Origin of the sequence: Caballeronia sp. NK8, assembly GCF_018408855.1 — a bacterium.
GTDB lineage: Bacteria > Pseudomonadota > Gammaproteobacteria > Burkholderiales > Burkholderiaceae > Caballeronia.
In genome coordinates this window covers 955236-975504 of sequence record NZ_AP024323.1, presented here as the reverse complement: position 1 = coordinate 975504, position 20269 = coordinate 955236, and the positions used below count along the sequence as shown (strand labels likewise).

The window sequence follows — 20269 nt, the reverse complement described above, 5'->3', positions numbered from 1 at the left end:
GCCTTTCCTCAACGCTCTTTCCGATGATGCGCGACGAGCCGATGCGCCGCGCGCAATGCTTCGACGATCGCGTGATACGCACGCTCGCGCGTCTCGGGATCGGGCGCGCGCAACGCGAATGAAGGATGATAAGTCGCTACGATCGCGTGTCCTTCGTGCTCGATCGCGCGTCCAATCGACGCCTGCAAGGTCGCCTTCGAATCGCGCAGCGCGGACTTGAGCGCGGTCGATCCGAGCGCAACGATCACTTTCGGCGCGACATCGCCGGTCTCGCGATCGAGCCAGTAGTGGCACGCGTCGATCTCGCGCTGCGCGGGCGTTTTGTGCAGGCGCCGCTTGCCGCGCGGTTCCCACTTGAAGTGCTTCACGGCATTGGTCACATACACGTCCTTGCGCGCGACGCCGGCCTCCTCGAGCGCCCGATCGAGCATCGCGCCCGCGGGCCCGACGAACGGCTTGCCTTGCAAGTCTTCCTGATCGCCCGGTTGCTCGCCCACGATCATCATCGGCGCATGACGCGGGCCTTTGCCGGGCACGGCTTGCGTCGCGTGTTCCCAAAGCGCGCAGCGGCGGCATTCGTCCAGCGAGGCGGGCGCCTGCTCCGGTTCGACGCCGGGTTGCTTCGTCGCCATGCCGGCTCGCTCAGGCGTTCACGATGCGCCGCGCTTCGTCGAGCGTGAGCGGCTCGCGCATCGCTTCGGCAAGACGGCACACGGCGGCGTCGTGCTCGCATGCGACGATCGCCCCCACGTGTCCATGCTTCATCAGATACGCGATGAAGTGCTGCGCGTCCAGATCGCCATCTATTTCGATCGCGTCCGGCTCACTGACATGCCCGAGATAATCGAACGTCTTCTCGTAGTGATAAGTCCAGAAATAAGGCACGCCGACATACTCGCGCGCGCTGCCCGCCATGTTGCATGCGGCCACGCGCGCGTGCTGCTGCGCGACGCGCCAGTGCTCTATGCGCACGCTCTGGTCCGAGCGCGGCAAGGGAAAGCGCGCAATATCGCCGGCTGCATAGAGCGCGGGGGCGGCGAGCATGGTGGCATCGACGTCGACACCGCCGTCGTCCGCGAGCGTGACGCCCGATAGAAACGATGTCGCGGGCACGACGCCCGTGCCCGCGATCACGACATCCGCCGCGATCTTTTCGCCCGAATCGAGGATCACTTCCGTCACCGTATCGCCACCGCCGAATGCGGCGACGCGCGCATTCATGTGAAACGTCACGCCGTTCGTTTCATGCAGTTTCCTGAACATCTCGCCGATGCGCTCGCCGAACTGCTTCGCGAACGGCACCTTGCCAGGCGCGACGACGCTCACGTCGATCTTGCGTTTCAGACAAGAAGCCGCTTCGAGCCCGATGAAACTTGCTCCTACGATGACCGCGCGCCTGCATCCTTCGAGCGATTCGAGAATCGCGCGCGCATCGTCACGCGTGCGCAGCAGATGAACGTGTTTCAGCGTAGCGCCGGGGATATCGAGCGGCTTCGGAACGCCGCCCGTACAGACGAGCGCGGCTTCGTAATCGATAGCCTGACCGTCGGCGAGTTCGGCGCGCTTCGCATTCGCATCGAGCTTCACGGCCTGCGCTTCGATGCGCTCGATGCCGTATTTCGTGAAGAAATCGTCTTCGAGGAGCGCTGGGACGTCGTCCGGCGGCATGTCGCCCGCGAGCGTGAACTTGCTGAGCGATGTGCGATCGTACGGCTCGCGCGCATCGTTGCCCGCGAGCACGATGCGTCCGTCGAAGCCGGCCTCGCGCAGGGCAGAGCATGCGGCCGCGCCTGCCGCGCCCGCGCCGACGATGAGCATGGTCCGATTCGCGTTGCGTGGCTCGTTACGTATCTCGCCACTGTCGACAGGCTGTGCGGACACATACACGTCGCCGTCCCTGATCGTCGCTTCATAACGCGTCAGCGCTTTCAGCGGCGGCGGTTCGACGAGGCTGCCGTCGCGGACCTCGAACGTGCCCTTGTGCCACGGACACACGATGCGTCCATTGCAGATCGCGCCTTCATCGAGCGGGCCGCCCGCGTGTGGACATTCGGCCGTGTAGGCGCGCACGGCATCGCCGTCGCGCACGAGCAGGATGGGGATTTCCTTCGCGTTTTTATCGTCGCTCTTGACGCTCACGCGTGTGCCGCGCTCGGCGGGCAAATCCGCGAAGCGCGCGACTTTATGCAGGGTGGGGGACATCGCACTCTCCTGGCTTACGCATAGGCCATACGGAGAGCGCGAAGCAATAATCGGACCGCGACACCCCGCTTGATCAAAGCGCTTCGGTCACCGCGCGCAGGAACTGGCGCGTGCGCTCATGCTGCGGCGCGGAGAAGAACTGCTGCGGCGGCGCCTGCTCGATGATCTTGCCTTGCGAGAAGAAACACACGCGATCGGCGAACTCTTTCGCGAAACCCATCTGGTGCGTGACCATCAGCATCGTCAGGTCATGCTCCTCGCCGAGACGGCGAATGACGTTGAGCACTTCGCCGCACAGTTCGGGATCGAGCGCGGAGGTCACTTCGTCGAACAGCATGATCTTCGGGCGCATCGCGAGCGCGCGTGCTATCGCGACACGCTGCTGCTGTCCGCCCGACAACTGCGACGGATAGTGATTGCACTTTTCGGCAAGGCCCACCAGCGACAACAGTTCGCGCGCGCGCTCGTTCGCTTCCTTCTTCGACAGCCCGAGCACGCTCATCGGCGCTTCGATGGTGTTCGCGAGCGCGGTCATGTGCGGAAACAGATTGAAGCTCTGAAACACCATGCCGATCTTGCTGCGCACCTGACGCACATGTCGCGGCGATGCGGGCACGAGCTTGCCGCCGCGCATCTCGTGCGTGAGCGGTTCGCCGTCCACTTCGATGACGCCATCGGTCAGTGGATCGAGCGTCATCAGCACGCGCAAAAGGGTGGATTTGCCCGAGCCGCTCGGCCCGATGATCGCCACCTTCTCGTTGCGCGCGACATCGAGATCGAGGCCGTCGAGCACGGTGAGCGGGCCATAGCGTTTGGTGACGTTGCGAAAGCGCACGATCGGCGTGTTCGCGTTCTGCTGTGCCGCCGCGCCAAGCGCCGGGTCGAGATCTCGTTTCATCTGCTGCTCCTGGAGTTGCATTACCGTGCGCCGTCCAGCGGGGTCGGAGTGGTCGATACGCGAGGGCGAGCCATCATGGCAGCCTCACGCGCCGTTCGAGATGACGCACGCCCGAGGCAAACGTCACGCTGATGATGAGAAAGAAGATGCCCGTCATCGTGATCGGTTCGAGATAGCGGAAAGTCTCGGAGCCGATGTTCTTCGCCTGCTGCATCAGTTCGACAACGGTGATCGCGGACAGCACCGGTGTGTCCTTGAACATTGCGACGAGATAGTTGCCGAGCGCGGGAATCACCGGGCGAATCGCCTGCGGCAGAACCACGCCGGTATAGGTGCGCCACGGCGAGAGCGACAGCGCGCACGACGCTTCCCATTGCCCGCGCGCGACGCCGTTCAGACCCGCGCGATACACCTCGGACACATAGCACGCATAGTGCACCGCGATGCCGAGCGTGCCCGCGGTGAGCGCGGACATCGTGAAGCCGTAGAGCGGCGCGACATAGAAGAGCACGTACACCTGAATCAGGAGCGGCGTGCTGCGGATGAACTCGATGAAGAGCGCAGTCGTCTTCGCGAGCGGGGCGAACTCGCTGCGCCGCATGATTGCGAGCACGAGGCCGAGCACGAGTGCGATCGCGAAGCCGACGAGCGTGATGCCGATCGTGTACGTCGCCGCGCGCGCGAGCTCGGGCAGGATATGCAGCGCATATTTCACATCGAAGAGTTGACCGAGCGAATTCATGATGCAGCCCTCGGAACGGCGCGGCTGTTGCGACGAATGGCGACGTGACTGCTTACGCGCCGCTCGAACACGCGCATCACGGCGACGATCACCTGCGCGAGCACGAAGTAGATGAGCAGTGTGAGACCGAATACCTCCGCCGTCTTGAAGGTCGCTTCGTCGAGCTGGCGTGCGCGGAAAGTAAGGTCCGAAAGCGTGATCAGCGAGACGAGCGAAGTGCCCTTGAGCAGTTCGATCATCAGGTTGGTCGCGGGCGGCAGCGCGTTGATCATCGCCTGCGGCAGCACCACGCGGCGCAGCCGCGCCGCCGCCGGCATGTTCAGCGCGAGCGCCGCTTCGTATTGTCCGCCCGGCACCGAGCGCAGCGCGCCGCGCAGAATCTCCGAGCCATACGCGCCATAGTGCAGCCCCAGCCCGACGATGGCGACCGTGAACGGCGTCAACTGAACATTGAAAGGCGGCAGCGGCAACACGAAGAACAGCCAGAACAACTGCACCAGCAGCGAGGTGCCGCGAAAGACTTCGACATATACGTTGCCGGCCCAGCGCACGGCGCGATAGGGCGCGGCGCGCAACGCCGTCGCGACACTCGCCATGACGATCGCGAGCAGGATGCTGATGACGGCGATCTGGATCGTGACGAGCGCGCCCTTCATCATCAAGGGCAGAAGCTCATTGAGGTCACTCATGACGGTTCCTCGCTGATAGTTGGACGCGGTGCGTCACTGGAGAAAAGCGACGTTCAGCCGGCGCACAGTTCCGGCGCTTTCTTCGTCGTCACGTTGGACTTGTCGAAGCCGAAGGGCCCGACCGTCTTCAGGTGATCGTCGGTGCCGAGCCACTGATGCAGTTCCTTGTTCACGGCATCGCGCAGGTCGGTGTCTTCAGGACGGAACGCAAGCGCGCCGTAGCCGGTGTGCTTCGGATCGTCGTTGAACTGGCTGATCGCTTCCACCTGCGGGCCGCCCTTCGTTGCGAGACCCTTCATCGTCAGCGCGGTGCCCACGGCCGCATCGGCGCGGCGCGCGCGCACGGCCTGCAATTGCGCGGTGGTGTCCGGAACCTGCAGGATCTGGTCATCCTTGATGCCCGCCTGGCGCGCATAACCCAGCTCGGCAGTCCCTGCCATCACAGCAAGTTTCGTGTCCGGTTGCTTGGCGACATCGGCATAGCTGTGCAGATTCTTGGGATTGCCCTTCATCGTCAGCAGCGTATCGGGGATCTGGTATTGCGGATCGGCGAACGCGACCTGCTTGCAACGCTCGGGCGTGATGTACATGCCCGCAGCGATCACGTCGAAGCGGCCGGCTTTCAAGCCGGGAATCAGTGCGCCCCATTCGGTCAGCACCGCGTCGACTTTCTTCACGCCCAGCTTGGCGAACACCTTCTTCGCGATCTCGGGCGATTCGCCGGTCACGGTGCCATCGGGCGTCGTGTAGGCAAAAGGCGTTTCGTTCGCATAGCCGATACGCACCTCGCCGGTGCGCTGGATGCGCTGCAACGTGGTTTCCGCGCTTGCGCTCGTGGCATGGGCGGCGAGGGCCGCCGCCGCGACGCACGCCGCTGCCAGCATGCCAGACAGTCGCTTCGTGTTCATATCGTTCCCGTATTGATGGTTCTTCAAGCGTGGTCGAGTGAGGGCAATCCAATGGCCGGGATACGCGCGAGAGACAGAGAAAACCCTTACTCCTCAGGGGTTTGACGCATCTCGCAACACAGCCACGACCGCAGAATACAAAGCCATATATTTGTTCCGATTGCTCTAGGACAATTATTTTCGCGTGCGCTTTTGCGCCACTATTGCGCATGGAATCAGGCAAGCGAGGAGCAGGACGTGAACGAAAGATGGCGCGACGCCGTGCGTACGGTGCAGGGCGTGCAGTCCAAGTACAAGCGGCTGGTCAAGGCAATGGCCGCCGATATCGAAAGCGGCGCGCTCGCCTCGGGTGAACGTCTGCCGCCGCAACGCGAAGTCGCGGCCGATCTGGCGATCAGCGTGCAGACCGTCACCAACGCGTACAAGGAACTGGAGCGGCAAGGGCTGATCCGCTGCGAAGTGGGGCGCGGCAGCTTCGTCTCGGCGCGCGTGACCGAGACGATGTCCCGTTACATGCTCGACACGGCCGAGCGTTCCGTGGTCGATTTTTCGATTGCGCGCATCGTTCATACGCCCGAGCACGACGCGATGTGGCGCAAGGTCTGCGCGACGCTCTCGACCATCGAGGATCAGCCGTGGATTCGCGCATTCCGGCCGATTGCGGGCTTCGACAGTCATCGTCAGGCGGGCGTCGAATGGCTCGCGTCGCTCAACATGCCCGCGAAAGTGGAGACGCTGCTCGTCACCAATGGCGTTGCGCACAGCATCTTTCTTGCGTTGGCGTCGATCGTCGGTCCGGGCGATACGGTGCTGTGCGAAAGCCTCACGGATCACGGCGTGATCGGATCGGCCAACGTGCTGGGGTTTACGCTCAAAGGACTGGAGATCGACGAGCACGGCATTCGCCCCGAGCACTTCGAGGAAGTCTGCGACAGCGAACGGGTCAGCGCGCTCGTCTGCACGCCGACGCTGAACAATCCGACCGTCGCGATGATGCCCGATTCGCGCCGCCGCGCGATTGCGCGCATTGCGGAACGCTATGGCGTGTATGTGATCGAGGACGATGTCTACGGCGCGCTGCCCGCGAAGACGCAGACGCCCATCGCGAGCCTGATTCCCGAGCTTGCGTTCTATTGCACGAGTATGACGAAGTCGGTACTGAGCGGCTTGCGCACGGGGTTCATGACGGTGCCGCGGCGTCTCGCGCTGCGTGCGGAAAGCGTGCTGCGCGTGAGCTGCTGGATGGCGACCTCGCCGATCGCGGAAGTCACCTCGCGCTGGATCATGGACGGCACGGCGCAACGCCTCGTGCAGATTCAGCGCGAGCGGCTCGCGGCGCGCCAGGGCGTCGTGCGTGAAGTGCTCGGCGAATACGTGCTGGGCAGTCATCCGAACGCGCTGTCCGTCTGGTTGCGCGTACCCGACGAATGGGAAGCGGAACGCATCACGCGTGAATTGCGCAATCGCAATATCGCGGTGACTTCGCCCGATCCGTTCCTCGTGCGCGGCGCAGACCGGCCCAACGCGGTGCGGCTCTGCGTGGGCGCGGAAGTCGGTGAAGGCACGTTTCGCAGCGCGGTGGAAACGATGCGCGAAGTCTTCGGCCAGTACCCGCACGTGCACGACTTCAACTAAATGAACTAGGACAATCGAAAACGATTTTTTAGGACATTAGACTGAGTTGCATCGTTCACTTGAACACGCAATTCAGACATACATGTCCGCACTTACGCTCGCCGATGTCTACCGCGCCCGCCAGCGCATCGAAGGCCGCGCGCTCGTCACGCCGCTGGTTCAGTCGGCTGCGCTCTCCCGCATCGCGGGCGTGCCGGTTCATCTGAAGCTCGAACCGCTGCAACCCACGGGCAGCTTCAAGCTGCGCGGCGCGACGAATGCGCTCGCGCAACTGGCGGAAGAAGGCTGCAAGCGCGTGGTGACCGCATCGACGGGCAATCATGGCCGCGCGGTTGCCCACGCGGCGCGCTCGCTCGGCATCGAAGCGGCGGTGTGCATGTCCTCGCTCGTGCCGCAGAACAAGGTCGATGCCGTCGCCGCGCTCGGCGCGCGTGTCGTCATCGCGGGCAAGAGTCAGGACGATGCGCAGGTCGAAGCGCAACGTCTCGTGCGCGAGGAAGGCTATGCATTCGTGCCGCCTTTCGACGATGAACGCGTGATCGCGGGACAGGCCACCATCGGCCTCGAAATTCTCGAAGCGCTGCCCGATGCGGCGAGCATCGTCGTGCCATTGTCGGGCGGCGGCTTGTTCAGTGGCGTCGCGTTCGCGGCAAAAAACATTCGTGCCGACGTAAAGATGATCGGCGTGTCGATGGAACGCGGCGCGGCCATGCACGCGAGTCTCGCGGCGGGCAAGCCCGTGTTCGTCGATGAACTGGATACGCTGGCCGATTCGCTCGGCGGCGGCATCGGCCTCGACAACCGCCATACCTTCGTCATGACGCGCGATCTCATCGACGACATCGTGCTGCTCGATGAAGTGTCGATCGCGCGCGGCATCGTGCATGCCTACCGCGAAGAGCGGCTCGTCGTCGAAGGCGCGGCCGCGGTCGGCATCGCGGCGCTGCTCGATGGCGCGATCAAGCTGCAAGACGGGCCGGTCGTCGTCGTGGTGAGCGGCAGCAACATCGATATCGAAACGCATCGCCGCCTTATCGGAGCGGCCTGAACATATGTCCAACATCGATACATCCACCGTGCTGCTCGGGCAGGCGCAATTGCGCAAGCTCGTGCCGCTCGACCTCGACGCGATCGAGCAAGTAGAAGCCGCGTTCAGATCGCTTGCGACCGAAGCCGTCGCGATGCCGCCGATCCTGCGTCTCGACATTCCCGAGCACGCGGGCGAAGTCGACGTGAAAACCGCGTATTTGCCGCGTTTTCCGAGCTTTGCGATCAAGGTGAGTCCGGGCTTCTTCAACAATCCGTCGCTCGGGCTGCCGAGTCTGAACGGGCTGATGCTGGTGCTCTCGGCGCGCACCGGTCTGACCGAAGCCGTGTTGCTCGACAACGGTTATCTGACCGCGGTGCGTACTGCGGCGGCCGGCGCGGTTGCTTCGCGCTGGCTTGCTCGCAAGGATGCGAAGCGTGTCGCGATCATAGGCGCGGGCGAGCAGGCGCGCCTGCAACTGCAGGCATTGCGCCTCGTGCGCGATATCGATCACGTGACCGTATGGGCGCGCGATTCGGCCAGCGCGCATCGATTCGCGCACGACTGCGAAGGCTTGCCGTGCTATGTCGCGGACAGCGTCAATCAGGCGCTCAGAAACGCCGACATCGCCATCACCACGACGCCGAGCCGCGAGCCTCTTATCCACGCGCGCGATCTGCATCCCGGGCTGCATATCACGGCGATGGGCTCGGATGCCGAGCACAAGAACGAAATCGCGCCAGATGTCTTCGCGAAAGCGCGCTACGTATGCGACCGCGTGCAGCAGGTGCGCATGCTGGGCGAACTGCATCACGCGATCGAAGCCGGTGTGATCGATGCCGATGCGTCGTTCGCCGAATTGGGCGAAGTGATCGCAGGCAAGACGCCGGGCCGCGTGAACGACGACGAAATAACCGTGTGCGATCTGACCGGCACGGGCGCGCAGGACACCGCGATTGCAACGCTTGCGATTCAGCGTGCGCGCGGGAGCCAGGCAGGAACCATTTTCCACAACGATGTGACCGCTTGATAGAGGGGACGATGTCCGAAATCATGCAAGAGAAGAAAGGTCAGGCGCCCGTGGTGCGCCTGCCGTTCGAGCGCAGCGAGTACGACGCGCGCATCGCGAAGACACGGCGCGCGATGGAGAAGGCGGGCATCGATCTGATGATCGTGACCGACCCGACCAACATGGCGTGGCTCACCGGTTATGACGGCTGGTCGTTCTATGTGCATCAATGCGTATTGCTCGCGATGGACGGCGAGCCGGTCTGGTACGGCCGCGGCCAGGACGCGAATGGCGCGAAGCGCACGGTGTTCATGTCGCACGACAATATCATCGGCTATCCTGATCATTACGTGCAGTCGCAGGTTCGCCATCCGATGGATTACCTGTCGGCCGAGGTTATCGCCGCGCGTGGATGGGACGGCAAGCGCATCGGCGTGGAGATGGACAACTACTACTTCAGCGCGAAGGCGTATGCGTCGCTGACGCAGCATCTGCCCCACGCGAAGTTCGTCGATGCGACCGCGCTCGTCAACTGGCAGCGTGCGGTGAAGTCGCCGCGCGAGATCGAGTACATGCGCGTCGCGGCCCGCATCGTCGAGAAGATGCATGCGCGCATTCTCGACACGGTCGAGCCGGGCATGAAGAAGAGCGATCTCGTCGCGCAGATCTACGAAGCGGGCATCACGGGCGTCGAAGGTTATGGCGGCGACTATCCGGCGATCGTGCCGCTGCTGCCGACCGGCGCCGACGCCGCAGCGCCGCATCTCACGTGGGACGATTCGGCGTTCACCGCGAACGCCGGCACGTTCTTCGAGATTGCGGGCTGCTTCAGGCGCTATCACTGTCCGCTGTCGCGCACCGTGTATCTGGGCAAGCCGCCGCAGCATTTCATCGAAGGCGAGAAGGCAGTTGTCGAGGGCATCGAGGCGGGCCTCGCGGTTGCGAAGCCGGGCAACAAGACCGAGGACATCGCCAATGCGTTCTTCGCGGTGTTGCGCAAATTCGGCATCGAGAAGGACAGCCGCTGTGGTTATCCGATCGGTGCGAGCTATCCGCCGGACTGGGGCGAGCGCACGATGAGCCTGCGTCCCGGGGACAAGACCGTCCTCGAACCTGGCATGACGTTTCACTTCATGCCGGGGCTGTGGCTCGACGACTGGGGCCTCGAAATCACGGAGAGCATCCTGATTACGGAGACCGGCGTCGAGACCTTCTGCAACACGCCTCGAAAATTGTTCGTGAAGGAGTAACACGATGCGCGCGTCACCGATCAGCCCGACAGTCGACTTCGATGCCGAGGGCGTTCAACACGGCTTCCTGAAGCTGCCGTACTCGCGCAACGATTCCGCGTGGGGCGCCGTGATGATCCCGGTCACCGTGATCAAGCGCGGCGACGGTCCGACCGCGCTGCTTACGGGCGGCAATCACGGCGACGAATACGAAGGGCCGATCGCGCTGGCGAAGCTCGCATCGACACTCGAGGCAAGCGACGTGAACGGCCGCGTGATCATCGTGCCGTACATGAACTACCCGGCGTTCCGAGCGGGCGCGCGCACGTCGCCGATCGATGCCGGCAACCTGAATCGCAGCTTTCCCGGCAAGCCGGACGGCACGGTGACGGAGAAGATCGCGGATTATTTTCAGCGTCATCTGTTGCCGCTCGCCGATTATGTGCTCGATATCCATGCAGGCGGCCGCACGCTCGACTTCCTGCCGTTTGCGGCGATTCACGTCCTGAACGATGCGACACAGCAAGCGCGTTGCGAGGCGGCGATGCGTGCGTTCGGTGCGCCGTATTCGATGCGGATGCTCGAACTCGACAGCATCGGTCTTTACGACAGCGCCGCTGAGGAAGCGGGCAAGGTATTCGTATCGACGGAACTGGGCGGCGGCGGTTCCTCGACGGCCAGGAGCGTGGCGATCGCGGAGCGCGGTGTGTATGGCTTTCTCGCGTATGCGGGCATCATCGAGAAAGAGGTCGCGCGTGAGGAAGCGCGCACGACGACCTTGCTGGATATGCCTGATGGTTCCTGTTACACGACGAGCGAGCATGGCGGGCTGCTTGAAATGTGCCGCGATCTCGGGGATAGGGTGAAAGCAGGTGATGTGCTTGCGCGCGTCTATGACATTACGCGCACGGGCGCGGCGCCGGTCGAATATCGCGCGAAGCGGGATGGGCTGCTGGCGGCGCGGCATTTTCCGGGCCTCGTGCAGACGGGCGATACCGTGGCGGTGGTTGCGGATATCGTTGAACGCAACATTGCTGTGAGCGTGTAACTTGATCAAGCTCGACCGCTACGATCTGGGTATCCTGCGCATTCTTGCGCGGGATGGCCGCATTACGAAATCGCGACTCGCGGAGGAGGTCAATCTGTCGATCTCGCCGGCCTGGGAGCGGGTGAAGAAACTCGAGGACAGCGGGGTTATTCGCGGCTATCGCGCGGATGTGGACTGGACGGCGGCGTTCAAGGGGAGCCGTATTGTCGTCGAAGTGACGCTATCGCGTCATACGGCGGCGGATATGCGGCGTTTCGAAGAGCGCGTTGCGGGGGCTTCGGAGATCGTGCAGTGTTTTGCCACCGGGGGTGGCGTGGATTATGTGCTGCATGTCGTGGCGAGGGATATCGATCACTATCAGCGGTTCATTGATTCTCTGCTCGTCGAGGAGCTTGGGATCGAGAGGTACTTTACTTATATCGTTACCAAGGTCGTCAAGGATTTGGGGGATGGGGCGCCGGAGTGGGTTGAGGTTTGATGGGGTTTGGGTTTTGGGGGTTTTGGGTTGTCGCCGGATCCCGTATTGGTGTTGGTCTATTAGCGTTGCCCCTGTGCGGGGCGGCAGTCACTTTCTTTGCTGCTGCAAAGAAAGTAACCAAAGAAAGCAGCTCGAGACGCCCGCGGTCACACGCAATTTGGGCATTCTTCTCCTCGCTCGTGGCGTCTGTAGCGAGTGCCCTCAAAGGCCACATCGGGCTTGGACCGCGCACGGTCTGACACATCGCACCACATAACACACTGGTTCAGCACGAAATGGCTCCGGCCCGCTTCGCGGCCGATGGGTCAATCGGGGATGCGCGTGCTTCTGCGTATCTTCTTTTTCGTCGGTTTCCCTTGCATACCCCACGGCAGCGCATAGCGCTGTGCCGGAACTCTTTCGTGCTGAACCAGCGTCCTTTGGGTACTAGCTAGTCAGACCGTGCGCGGTCCAAGCCCGGTCAGGCCTACGAGGGCACTCGCTACTGAGCCCACGAGCAACGAGGATAGTGGCCAAATTGCGTATGACCGCGGGCGTCTCGAGCGGCGGATTCAACCGGTCAACGCAACGCCCAACGTCTCGGCCAATTTCTCCGCTGGCGTCATAAAACCCAAGGTCTGCCGCGGCCTTTCATTGAGCCGCTTGGCAATTGCGTTCAACTCAGCCTGTGAGTAATGATCCAACGGCTGGCCTTTTGGAAAGTACTGCCGCAGCAATCCATTGGTATTCTCGTTACTCCCTCTTTGCCACGGCTTTCGCGGTTCGCAGAAGTACACCTGCATATCTGTCGCCATCGTGAACTGCGCGTGAGCTGCCATCTCCGTGCCCCGATCCCATGTCAACGAGCGCTTCAATTGCGCAGGAAGCTTGCGCACCTGCTTGATCAGCGCCTGCGTGACGCTCTGCGTGTCTTTGCCCGGCACCTTCACCAGCACCAAATAGCGTGAATGCCGCTCCACTAGCGTAGCAACGTGCGTGTCGATTGAACCTGCAACCAAATCGCCTTCCCAATGCCCTGGCACAGCGCGATCCTCGGCCTCGGCCGGGCGTTCGCTGATCGGCACCGCATCGATGATCGTGCCGCGATTCTGACCCCGCTTCGAGGCGCATTTCGGACGACGCACTGCGCGCCTGGTGCGAAGCTCACTGATCAATTCCTTCTTCAGCGCTCCACGCGTCTGGATAAACAGCGTCCGATAGATCGTTTCGTGCGAAATGTGCATCTCCTTGCGTTGCGGGTATCGCCTCTTGAGCCAGCCCGAGATCTGCGCAGGCGACCATTGTAGGCGCAGCCCTCGCGCGACCTGCCTACACAAGCGCGCATTGCCCGCCAGCGCGCATTGTTTCGGACGCAACGCGCGCCTCCAAGCCAACTCATCGGCCGCATGCGCGCGATACTTCTCGCGCCCTCCATTGCGGCTCACTTCACGGCTGATGGTCGATTTGCTTCGCCCCAACTGCGCTGCAATCGACCCATACGACTCATTCTGGCTCAACGCTCGCGAGATCTCTTCGCGCTCGCATAAGCTCAAAGCACGCGCTGCGCGCTGGCGCGGCGCCGGCGCGATCCCGCCATGTTTGGCGATATGCCGGTGCGTTGAGCCGACATCCCGCTGTAACGCCCGCGCAATCGCACTGACGCTTTCCCCATTACGCCAAAGCTCCCAGAGCCGCCGCCGCTGCGCTTTGCCCAACCAAGGCTTTCTCTGTCGAGTCATCGATGCTCCCCACCTGTATCACGATCATTAGATCAGAGGTGTTGCATCGACCGGTTGAATCCGCCGCTGCTTTCTTTGCCTACTTTCTTTGCAGCAGCAAAGAAAGTAGGTGCCGCCCCGCACAGGGGCAACGCTAACAGACCGACACGAAATCAGGCTTCCATAGAAGCCCAAAAAAACACCCAAACCAACGCCCCAGAAACAGAAAAAACACCAACCCCGCAACGCGATAACGAAAACAACGAGAACGATAAGAACCGTAAAGTAGAACGCATCGGATCAAACGTTAAATCGCACGCCCGCGAGGGCAAAGTCCACATGCGAAAGGAGACTCCCATGCTGCTAGGCCATCCCGTTCTATTCAAATCGCTGTGCTATATCGACGGCCGCTGGGTCCACAGCAGCGACGCCGCATCGATCGCGGTGACGAATCCCGCGGATCAAAAGGTGATCGGTCACGTACCCATGCTCGACCAGTCGCAAATCGTCGGTTCGATCGACGCTGCCGATCGCGCATTCCAGTCCTGGCGCTGGATGCCGCAGCAAAAACGCAGCGCGCTGCTGTTGCGCTGGCATGAACTGATCATGCGTCATCAATCGGACCTCGCGGGCATCCTGTCGCTGGAACAGGGAAAGCCACTCGCCGAATCCAAAGGCGAGATCGCCTATGCCGCGAGCTTCATCGAATGGTTCGCGAACGAAGCAAAGCGCCTCACGGGCCGCACGATTCCCACTCATATCGATGGCGCGCATCTCGGCACCGTGATGGAGCCGGTTGGCGTCGCTGCACTGATCACGCCGTGGAATTTCCCCGTCGCGATGATCACGCGTAAAGCCGCCGCCGCGATCGCCGCAGGCTGCACGGTCGTCGTGAAACCCGCGCACGAAACGCCTTTCTCGGCGATCGCACTCGCACAACTCGCGGAAGAAGCCGGCTTCCCGCCAGGCGTATTCAACGTCGTGATCGGCGAGCCGCAGATGGCGATGGAAACGCTCGTCAGCGATACGCGCGTGCGCGCCGTCAGCTTCACGGGATCGACGCGTGTCGGCGGTCTGGTTGCGAAAGCGGCCGCGCAATCGGGCATCAAGAAGCTTGCACTGGAATTAGGCGGCAATGCGCCGTTCATCGTGACGGAAGACGCTGACCTGGAACAAGCCGTGCGCATTGCAGTAGGTGCGAAGTTTCAGACGTCCGGACAGGATTGCTGCGCCGCGAACCGCATTCTGGTCGCGCGTCCGCTCTATGAGCAATTCGTCGAACGCTATACGGAGGCCGTGAAAGCGCTGAAAGTGGGCAATGCATTCGAGGCGAATGTCGATATCGGCCCGCTCATGCATCAGGCGGCCTTCGACGCAACCGTCGCACGCATCGAGGACGCAAGAGCGCAGGGTGCGCGCATCACCGTCGGCGGCAACGCACATGCGCTCGGCGGCTGGTTTTATGAACCGACCGTCGTGGCCGATGCCAAACCCGGCATGCGCGTCTATGACGAAGAGAACTTCGCGCCGATCTCCGCGATTTCGCCGTTCGATACGCTCGACGAAGCGGTCGCGCGCGCCAACGACACGGAATACGGCCTCGCCGCCTACGTCTGCGCGACGCGCATCGACACGATCTTTCAGCTCGTGCGCCGACTCGATTTCGCGATGGTGTCGGTCAATGGCGTGAAATTCACCGGCGCGCCGATTCCATTCGGCGGCATGAAAGCGTCGGGCCTCGGCCGCGAAGGCGGCGCGGAAGGCTTCGAGCCTTTCGTCGAAACGAAATACTTTTGCCTCGGCAATCTGGGCCTGCCGCTCACGAGCGCAGCCTGAACGAACTATCCTCAAAGAGACGCATCAGGAATTCAAGGAGAAGCACATGACCCAGCAGAATCAATCGCTCGAACAACTCTTCGCCGAAGACCGCGCGCACTTCATGCACCCGTCCACGCACGCGCACGATCACGCGAGCGGCGCGCTGCCCGGCAAGATCGTCACGGGCGCGAAGGGCATCCGCATTCAGGATCATCAGGGCAAAAGTTATATCGATGCATTCGCGGGACTGTATTGCGTGAACATCGGCTATGGCCGCACCGAAGTGGCCGATGCGATCTACGAGCAAGCGAAAAAGCTCGCGTATTACCACACGTATGTTGGACACTCGACGGATACGATCATCGAGTTGTCGTCGCGCATCATCGACTGGTCGCCCGAAGGCATGAAGAAGGTGTACTACGGCATGTCGGGATCGGATGCGAACGAAACGCAGATCAAGATCGTCTGGTATTACAACAACGTGCTGGGCCGCCCGAACAAGAAGAAGATCATTTCGCGCGAACGCGGCTATCACGGATCGGGCATCGTGACCGGTAGCCTGACCGGCCTGCCGAGCTTTCATCAAAACTTCGATCTGCCGATCGATCGCGTGAAGCACACCGTTTGTCCGCACTGGTATCGCAAGGCGCCCGCCGGCATGAGCGAAGCGCAATTCACCGCGTATTGCGTTGACGAACTCGAAAAGCTGATCGCGAAGGAAGGCGCCGATACCATCGCCGCATTCATCGCCGAACCGGTGATGGGCACGGGCGGCATCATCGCGCCGCCGCAAGGCTACTGGGAAGCGATCCAGGACGTGCTCAGGAAGCACGATATCCTTTTGATCTCCGATGAAGTCGTGTGCGGCTTCGGCCGTCTCGGCTCGAAGATGGGCGCGCAGCACTTCGGCATCAAGCCGGATCTCATCACGGTGGCGAAGGGTTTGACGAGCGCATATACGCCGCTGTCGGGCGTGATCGTCGGCGAGAAGGTGTGGGACGTGATCGAGAAAGGCTCGCAGGAATTCGGCCCGATGGGTCACGGCTGGACGTATTCGGGACATCCGATTTGCGCGGCCGCGGCAATCGCCAATCTCGATATCCTGGAGCGCGAGAACCTCACGCAAAATGCCGCCGATGTCGGCGCGTACTTGCAGCAGCAATTGCATACGGCGTTCGACGCGCATCCGCTCGTCGGCGAAGTGCGCGGTGCGGGCATGCTGGCGGCGCTCGAATTCATGGCCGACAAGGACGCGCGCAAGCCGTTCGATGCGGCACTGAAGGTTGGGCCGAAAGTCTCGGCGGCAGCCCTCGAGCGCGGCGTGATCGCGCGTGCGATGCCGCATGGCGATATTCTCGGCTTTGCGCCTCCGCTCGTCACGACGCGCGCTGAAGTGGATGAGATCGTCGGTATCGCCAAGCAGGCGGTGGATGCGGTCGCGAACGAAGTCATCGGTTCGGCGCTCGCGACGCAGGCGATCTGAGCTTTCGATTAGGCCCGCGCCACCGGGCCAAAAAGCAAAACGGCCACTTAACGTGGCCGTTTCGTCATTCATGCCCGATTAACGCGTCGCGATATACATCGTAATTTCAAATCCGAAGCGCATGTCGGTGAAACTCGGGGTTTCCCACTTCATAGAGCCTCCTTGTGCATGATTGGCCAGACGGATGTCGGACCATTGCGCGGTTGTTCTACTGCAGGCGCCGTGCAAATCCGCGCACATGAATCGACGCTCTCTTCATCCTACGCGAGTTCGCGGTCCGCACGATTGGAAATTGCACCGGCGTTCATTTAATTTATTTATAGCGATCTTTGACGATTTTATGAATGTCAGGTGATGTGCGCTTATTGTCAGGGAGCGTTTACCCTGCATCGATATTGCTCAGATCATTGCCGTTACGGCAAAGCAGATTCAAAACGCTGCACTCGTCGTGGTCGAACGCGGCGCGAGCGATGCGCGCGTGAGTGCTTCGAGCGGCAGCGGCTTGTCGAAGAAATAGCCTTGCGCCTGCGCCGCGCCCATGTCGCGCAATACGGCGAGCGTCGCAGCATCCTCCACGCCTTCCGCGACGAGCGTCAGATCGAGCGACTCGGCCATGCGTACGATGGCGCGAACGATCGCGCGGCTGCGCGGACTCTCGGTCAATTCGAGAATGAACGACTTGTCGATTTTCAGGCCGGTGAACTGATATTGATGCACATAGCTGAGCGACGAGAAGCCCGCGCCGAAATCGTCGAGCACGACGGACATGCCGTTGTCCGCAAGACGCTGCATCGTGCGGCGCGCGAGATCCGGCTCGGCGACGAGCGCGCCTTCGGTCAACTCCAGACAGACGCGCGATGGCGACACGCGATAGCGCCGCAACAACGCGAGCACGTCGTCGGCGAATTCGGGGCGCGTCATGCTGTAGCTCGAGCAGTTCACATGCACCGGCGGCCAGTGCGCGAAATGTGCATTGGCGAGAATCGCGGCAACGCGTTCGAGCATGTAGAGATCGAGCCTGCCGATGAGCCTCAGGCCTTCGACAGAAGGCAGAAACTCACCCGGCCCGACGACTCGGCCATCCGGTTGACGCCAGCGAATCAACGCTTCGAGCGCGACGATTTCGCCGCTCTTCACATCGACGATCGGCTGGAAGTAGGGCAGCAATTCATCGTCGCGCTTGATCGCATTGCGCAGCGCGCCCTCGCGTTCCACCTGGTCCGACACTTCGCGTCGCAGTTCCTGATTGAACACGACGAAGCTGTCGCGGCCCGCGTTCTTCACGCGATACATCGCGGTATCGGCATCGCGCAGAAGATCGGCGGGTTCCGTATGGAACTGACTGTCCGCACTCACGATGCCGATGCTGCACGACGAAAACACGACGTGCTCTTCGATATGAAACGGCAGATCGAACGCGGCGAGGATGCGCTTCGCGATCGACACCGCGTCGCGCACGGGCGCATTCGGCGAGAGCACGGCAAATTCATCGCCGCCCAGACGCGCGAGCAGATCCGTCGAGCGCAGGCAGTCGCGCAGACGCGCCGCGGCCTGCACGAGCAGCATGTCGCCGAAGTGATGACCGAGGCTGTCGTTCACGACCTTGAAGCGATCGAGGTCGATGAACATCACCGACAGTTCGTCGCCGCGCGTTTGATAGTCCCGCCACGCGCAGCGCAGCCGCTGCATCAGATGACTGCGATTGGGCAGGCCCGTCAATGCATCGTGCGAGTTCTCGTAGAGCAGGCGCGCGTTCACGTCGTCGAGTTCGCGCGTGCGGGCCTGCACGCGCGCTTCGAGTTCGAGGTTCGCAGCGTGCAGCGCTTCGGCATCGCGACGGCGTGAAAGCGCGGTGTCGATATGGCGCGACACGAAGGTCAGCAACTCCTGATCGCGCAGCGAATAGCGCACGAGCGGCGAATAACTTTGCACCGCGAGCACGCCGCGCACGACATCGCCATCGAAGAGCGGAATGCCGAGCCACGAACGCAGGCGCACTTCGCGATGCTCGATCTCGAACGCGCCTTCTTCGATCAGACGCAGCGCCTCGGAATGGTCGATGAGCCGCGCGCGCCGCTCGCGGATCACGTATTCGGTAAGGCCGCGTTGTCCGCGTCGTGGCGCGGGGCGTTCCTGCACGATCTCGTCGACGTAATAGGGAAACGACACTTCGTCGGTTTCCGTTTCGAACAGCGCGATATAGAAGTTGCGCGCATAGAGCAACTCGCCGACGATGCCATGCAGGCTGCGAAAGAACTCCATCGTGTCGCCCGGACGGCTCGACAGTTCGGCGATCTGATACAGCGCCGCCTGCAAGTGCTCGGAACGTTCGCGCTCGGCAATGCCGTGACGCAGCGCCGCGTTGAGCTTCGACAATTCGGACGTGCGCCGCGCGACCTGCTCTTCGAGGTCGGCGCGGTGCAGGATACGATCGAGCGCCATTGCCACATGGCGCGCGACGACGAGAAAGAGCGCGCGATCTTCAGCGGTATAGATGCGCGAGACGTCGTAGACCTGCATCGCGAGCATGCCGAACACTTCGTCGCTCGCGTTCTTGAGCGGCGCGCCCATCCAGAACTCGGGACGATCGCCGATGCAATAGAAGCGGCCCGCGCGTTCGGCCGCGCAGATATCGGCGGCGGTGATGAAGAGCGGCTGCCCGCTCGTGAGCACCTGGCCCGTCATCGACAGACGCGCCGGATTCAGAATGTCGTAGTTCTCGGCAGCGACGACATCGGTGTCGATCACATCGACGTAATACGGATAGGTGATCTTGCCTGTCTTGCGATCGTAGAGCGCGAGATAGAAGTTCTCCGCATCGATCAGCGTGCCGAGACGTTCGTGCACGCCGCGCAGAAAATCGGCGCGCTCGGGCACCGAACTCGCGAGATACGCGATTTCATAGAGCACGCGCTGCGTGAGCTGCGCGCGCGCGAGTGCGTCGGCCTGTACGCGCTCGCCGAGCGTGCGCGCAAGTTCGGTGAGATGCATGTCGTCGCGATGCGCGACGGGCGCGAGCAGCCAGCCGAGCACGCTTTCGCCGTGTCCGGTCGGCCAGCAGTGCCAACCCTGCGTGGCGCAGACCTCCGCGAGCCGTTCCTCCGCGATGCTGTGCGGCCAGGCTTGCGCGTCGGGCAATGGCGCATCGCCGCGTCGCTCAAGATGCAACTGCTCGCCCGCGCGATACCAGGCCCACTGCCGCGGACAGCCCATCGCGGCGGCCTCGCGCAGCAAGGCATCGATCGATGACGCGACGCCGGCGAAGACCTTTTCGTCGGTCGCCGTCACGGTTGCAGGGTCGGCCGCGGTTACGCGGGCAACCTGCGCGTCGAACGCGGGAAACACACTCATCGGCGCTCCAGGCCATATTTGCCGCCACCTCGGGCGGGTCGTCTCGTTCAGCGAC

Annotated in this window: 17 protein-coding genes; 8 read left to right on the top strand and 9 right to left on the bottom strand. The window is 62.5% G+C overall.

The genetic code is table 11. From position 1 onward, the window contains the following. Positions 1 to 8: 8 nt before the first annotated feature. The 6 genes from NK8_RS19215 to ehuB form a co-directional block, all read right to left on the bottom strand. A complete protein-coding gene (locus NK8_RS19215; RefSeq protein ID WP_213229003.1) occupies positions 9 to 632 on the bottom strand; it encodes a UdgX family uracil-DNA binding protein in 624 nt (207 codons plus the stop codon). A 10-nt stretch (positions 633 to 642) separates the two neighbouring features. Beyond that, the gene (locus NK8_RS19210; RefSeq protein ID WP_213229001.1) at positions 643 to 2202 is read right to left on the bottom strand and encodes an FAD-dependent oxidoreductase; all 1560 of its coding nucleotides are present in this window, start codon (positions 2200 to 2202) and stop codon (positions 643 to 645) included. A 73-nt stretch (positions 2203 to 2275) separates the two neighbouring features. Further along, positions 2276 to 3100 carry an ectoine/hydroxyectoine ABC transporter ATP-binding protein EhuA gene (ehuA, locus tag NK8_RS19205; protein WP_162067646.1) on the bottom strand — a complete coding sequence of 275 codons (825 nt, stop codon included), beginning with the start codon at positions 3098 to 3100 and terminating at the stop codon, positions 2276 to 2278. A gap of 73 nt (positions 3101 to 3173) precedes the next feature. After that, on the bottom strand, positions 3174 to 3842 hold the full coding sequence (ehuD, locus tag NK8_RS19200; RefSeq protein ID WP_162067645.1) for an ectoine/hydroxyectoine ABC transporter permease subunit EhuD: 669 nt from the start codon (positions 3840 to 3842) through the stop codon (positions 3174 to 3176). Then, a complete protein-coding gene (ehuC, locus tag NK8_RS19195; protein WP_213228999.1) occupies positions 3839 to 4531 on the bottom strand; it encodes an ectoine/hydroxyectoine ABC transporter permease subunit EhuC in 693 nt (230 codons plus the stop codon). Before ehuC ends, ehuD begins: the two co-directional genes overlap by 4 nt. 53 nt (positions 4532 to 4584) lie before the next feature. Then, a complete protein-coding gene (gene ehuB / locus NK8_RS19190) occupies positions 4585 to 5439 on the bottom strand; it encodes an ectoine/hydroxyectoine ABC transporter substrate-binding protein EhuB (RefSeq protein ID WP_162067644.1) in 855 nt (284 codons plus the stop codon). Between the two features lie 237 nt (positions 5440 to 5676). On the opposite strand from ehuB, the gene NK8_RS19185 reads away from it, so the two are divergent. The 6 genes from NK8_RS19185 (at position 5677) to NK8_RS19160 (ending at position 11865) form a co-directional block, all read left to right on the top strand. Beyond that, entirely contained in the window at positions 5677 to 7074 is a 1398-nt protein-coding gene (locus tag NK8_RS19185; protein WP_213228997.1) for a PLP-dependent aminotransferase family protein, read from the top strand. An 82-nt stretch (positions 7075 to 7156) separates the two neighbouring features. After that, complete coding sequence (eutB, locus tag NK8_RS19180) at positions 7157 to 8122, top strand: hydroxyectoine utilization dehydratase EutB (RefSeq protein WP_213228995.1); 966 nt, start codon at positions 7157 to 7159, stop codon at positions 8120 to 8122. Between the two features lie 4 nt (positions 8123 to 8126). Further along, positions 8127 to 9131 (top strand): cyclodeaminase, encoded by a 1005-nt coding sequence (locus NK8_RS19175; protein WP_213228993.1) that lies wholly within the window; start codon positions 8127 to 8129, stop codon positions 9129 to 9131. Positions 9132 to 9142: 11 nt separating this feature from the next. Beyond that, positions 9143 to 10360: an ectoine hydrolase DoeA gene (gene doeA, locus NK8_RS19170; protein WP_213228991.1), complete on the top strand. Its 1218-nt coding sequence runs from the start codon at positions 9143 to 9145 to the stop codon at positions 10358 to 10360. Positions 10361 to 10364: 4 nt separating this feature from the next. Then, positions 10365 to 11387, top strand: coding sequence for a N(2)-acetyl-L-2,4-diaminobutanoate deacetylase DoeB (gene doeB, locus NK8_RS19165; protein WP_162067639.1), 1023 nt, complete (start codon positions 10365 to 10367; stop codon positions 11385 to 11387). A gap of 1 nt (position 11388) precedes the next feature. Further along, complete coding sequence (locus NK8_RS19160; RefSeq protein ID WP_174258068.1) at positions 11389 to 11865, top strand: Lrp/AsnC family transcriptional regulator; 477 nt, start codon at positions 11389 to 11391, stop codon at positions 11863 to 11865. A 551-nt stretch (positions 11866 to 12416) separates the two neighbouring features. Here NK8_RS19160 and NK8_RS19155 read toward each other — a convergent pair. Beyond that, on the bottom strand, positions 12417 to 13583 hold the full coding sequence (locus NK8_RS19155) for an IS30 family transposase (RefSeq protein WP_213228989.1): 1167 nt from the start codon (positions 13581 to 13583) through the stop codon (positions 12417 to 12419). 336 nt (positions 13584 to 13919) lie between these two features. Between NK8_RS19155 and NK8_RS19150 the strand changes: the two genes are divergently transcribed. Then, positions 13920 to 15398, top strand: a complete 1479-nt coding sequence (locus tag NK8_RS19150) for an NAD-dependent succinate-semialdehyde dehydrogenase (protein WP_213228987.1) — start codon at positions 13920 to 13922, stop codon at positions 15396 to 15398. A gap of 46 nt (positions 15399 to 15444) precedes the next feature. Next, on the top strand, positions 15445 to 16863 hold the full coding sequence (locus NK8_RS19145) for an aspartate aminotransferase family protein (protein WP_213228985.1): 1419 nt from the start codon (positions 15445 to 15447) through the stop codon (positions 16861 to 16863). Positions 16864 to 16941: 78 nt separating this feature from the next. Here the strand turns inward: NK8_RS19145 and pqqA are convergent, their stop codons facing one another. Both pqqA and NK8_RS19135 read right to left on the bottom strand, forming a co-directional pair. Beyond that, a complete protein-coding gene (gene pqqA, locus NK8_RS19140; protein ID WP_008353049.1) occupies positions 16942 to 17016 on the bottom strand; it encodes a pyrroloquinoline quinone precursor peptide PqqA in 75 nt (24 codons plus the stop codon). Between the two features lie 276 nt (positions 17017 to 17292). Continuing rightward, positions 17293 to 20214, bottom strand: coding sequence for an EAL domain-containing protein (locus NK8_RS19135; protein ID WP_213228983.1), 2922 nt, complete (start codon positions 20212 to 20214; stop codon positions 17293 to 17295). Positions 20215 to 20269: the final 55 nt, after the last annotated feature.

Bases quoted from the DNA above. Each gene is read 5' to 3' on its own strand.
- NK8_RS19215 (WP_213229003.1), bottom strand. From the start codon at position 632: ATGGCGACGAAGCAACCCGGCGTCGAACCGGAGCAGGCGCCCGCCTCG.
- NK8_RS19210 (WP_213229001.1), bottom strand. From the start codon at position 2,202: ATGTCCCCCACCCTGCATAAAGTCGCGCGCTTCGCGGATTTGCCCGCC.
- ehuA (WP_162067646.1), bottom strand. From the start codon at position 3,100: ATGAAACGAGATCTCGACCCGGCGCTTGGCGCGGCGGCACAGCAGAAC.
- ehuD (WP_162067645.1), bottom strand. From the start codon at position 3,842: ATGAATTCGCTCGGTCAACTCTTCGATGTGAAATATGCGCTGCATATC.
- ehuC (WP_213228999.1), bottom strand. From the start codon at position 4,531: ATGAGTGACCTCAATGAGCTTCTGCCCTTGATGATGAAGGGCGCGCTC.
- ehuB (WP_162067644.1), bottom strand. From the start codon at position 5,439: ATGAACACGAAGCGACTGTCTGGCATGCTGGCAGCGGCGTGCGTCGCG.
- eutB (WP_213228995.1), top strand. From the start codon at position 7,157: ATGTCCGCACTTACGCTCGCCGATGTCTACCGCGCCCGCCAGCGCATC.
- NK8_RS19175 (WP_213228993.1), top strand. From the start codon at position 8,127: ATGTCCAACATCGATACATCCACCGTGCTGCTCGGGCAGGCGCAATTG.
- doeA (WP_213228991.1), top strand. From the start codon at position 9,143: ATGTCCGAAATCATGCAAGAGAAGAAAGGTCAGGCGCCCGTGGTGCGC.
- doeB (WP_162067639.1), top strand. From the start codon at position 10,365: ATGCGCGCGTCACCGATCAGCCCGACAGTCGACTTCGATGCCGAGGGC.
- NK8_RS19155 (WP_213228989.1), bottom strand. From the start codon at position 13,583: ATGACTCGACAGAGAAAGCCTTGGTTGGGCAAAGCGCAGCGGCGGCGG.
- NK8_RS19150 (WP_213228987.1), top strand. From the start codon at position 13,920: ATGCTGCTAGGCCATCCCGTTCTATTCAAATCGCTGTGCTATATCGAC.
- NK8_RS19145 (WP_213228985.1), top strand. From the start codon at position 15,445: ATGACCCAGCAGAATCAATCGCTCGAACAACTCTTCGCCGAAGACCGC.
- NK8_RS19135 (WP_213228983.1), bottom strand. From the start codon at position 20,214: ATGAGTGTGTTTCCCGCGTTCGACGCGCAGGTTGCCCGCGTAACCGCG.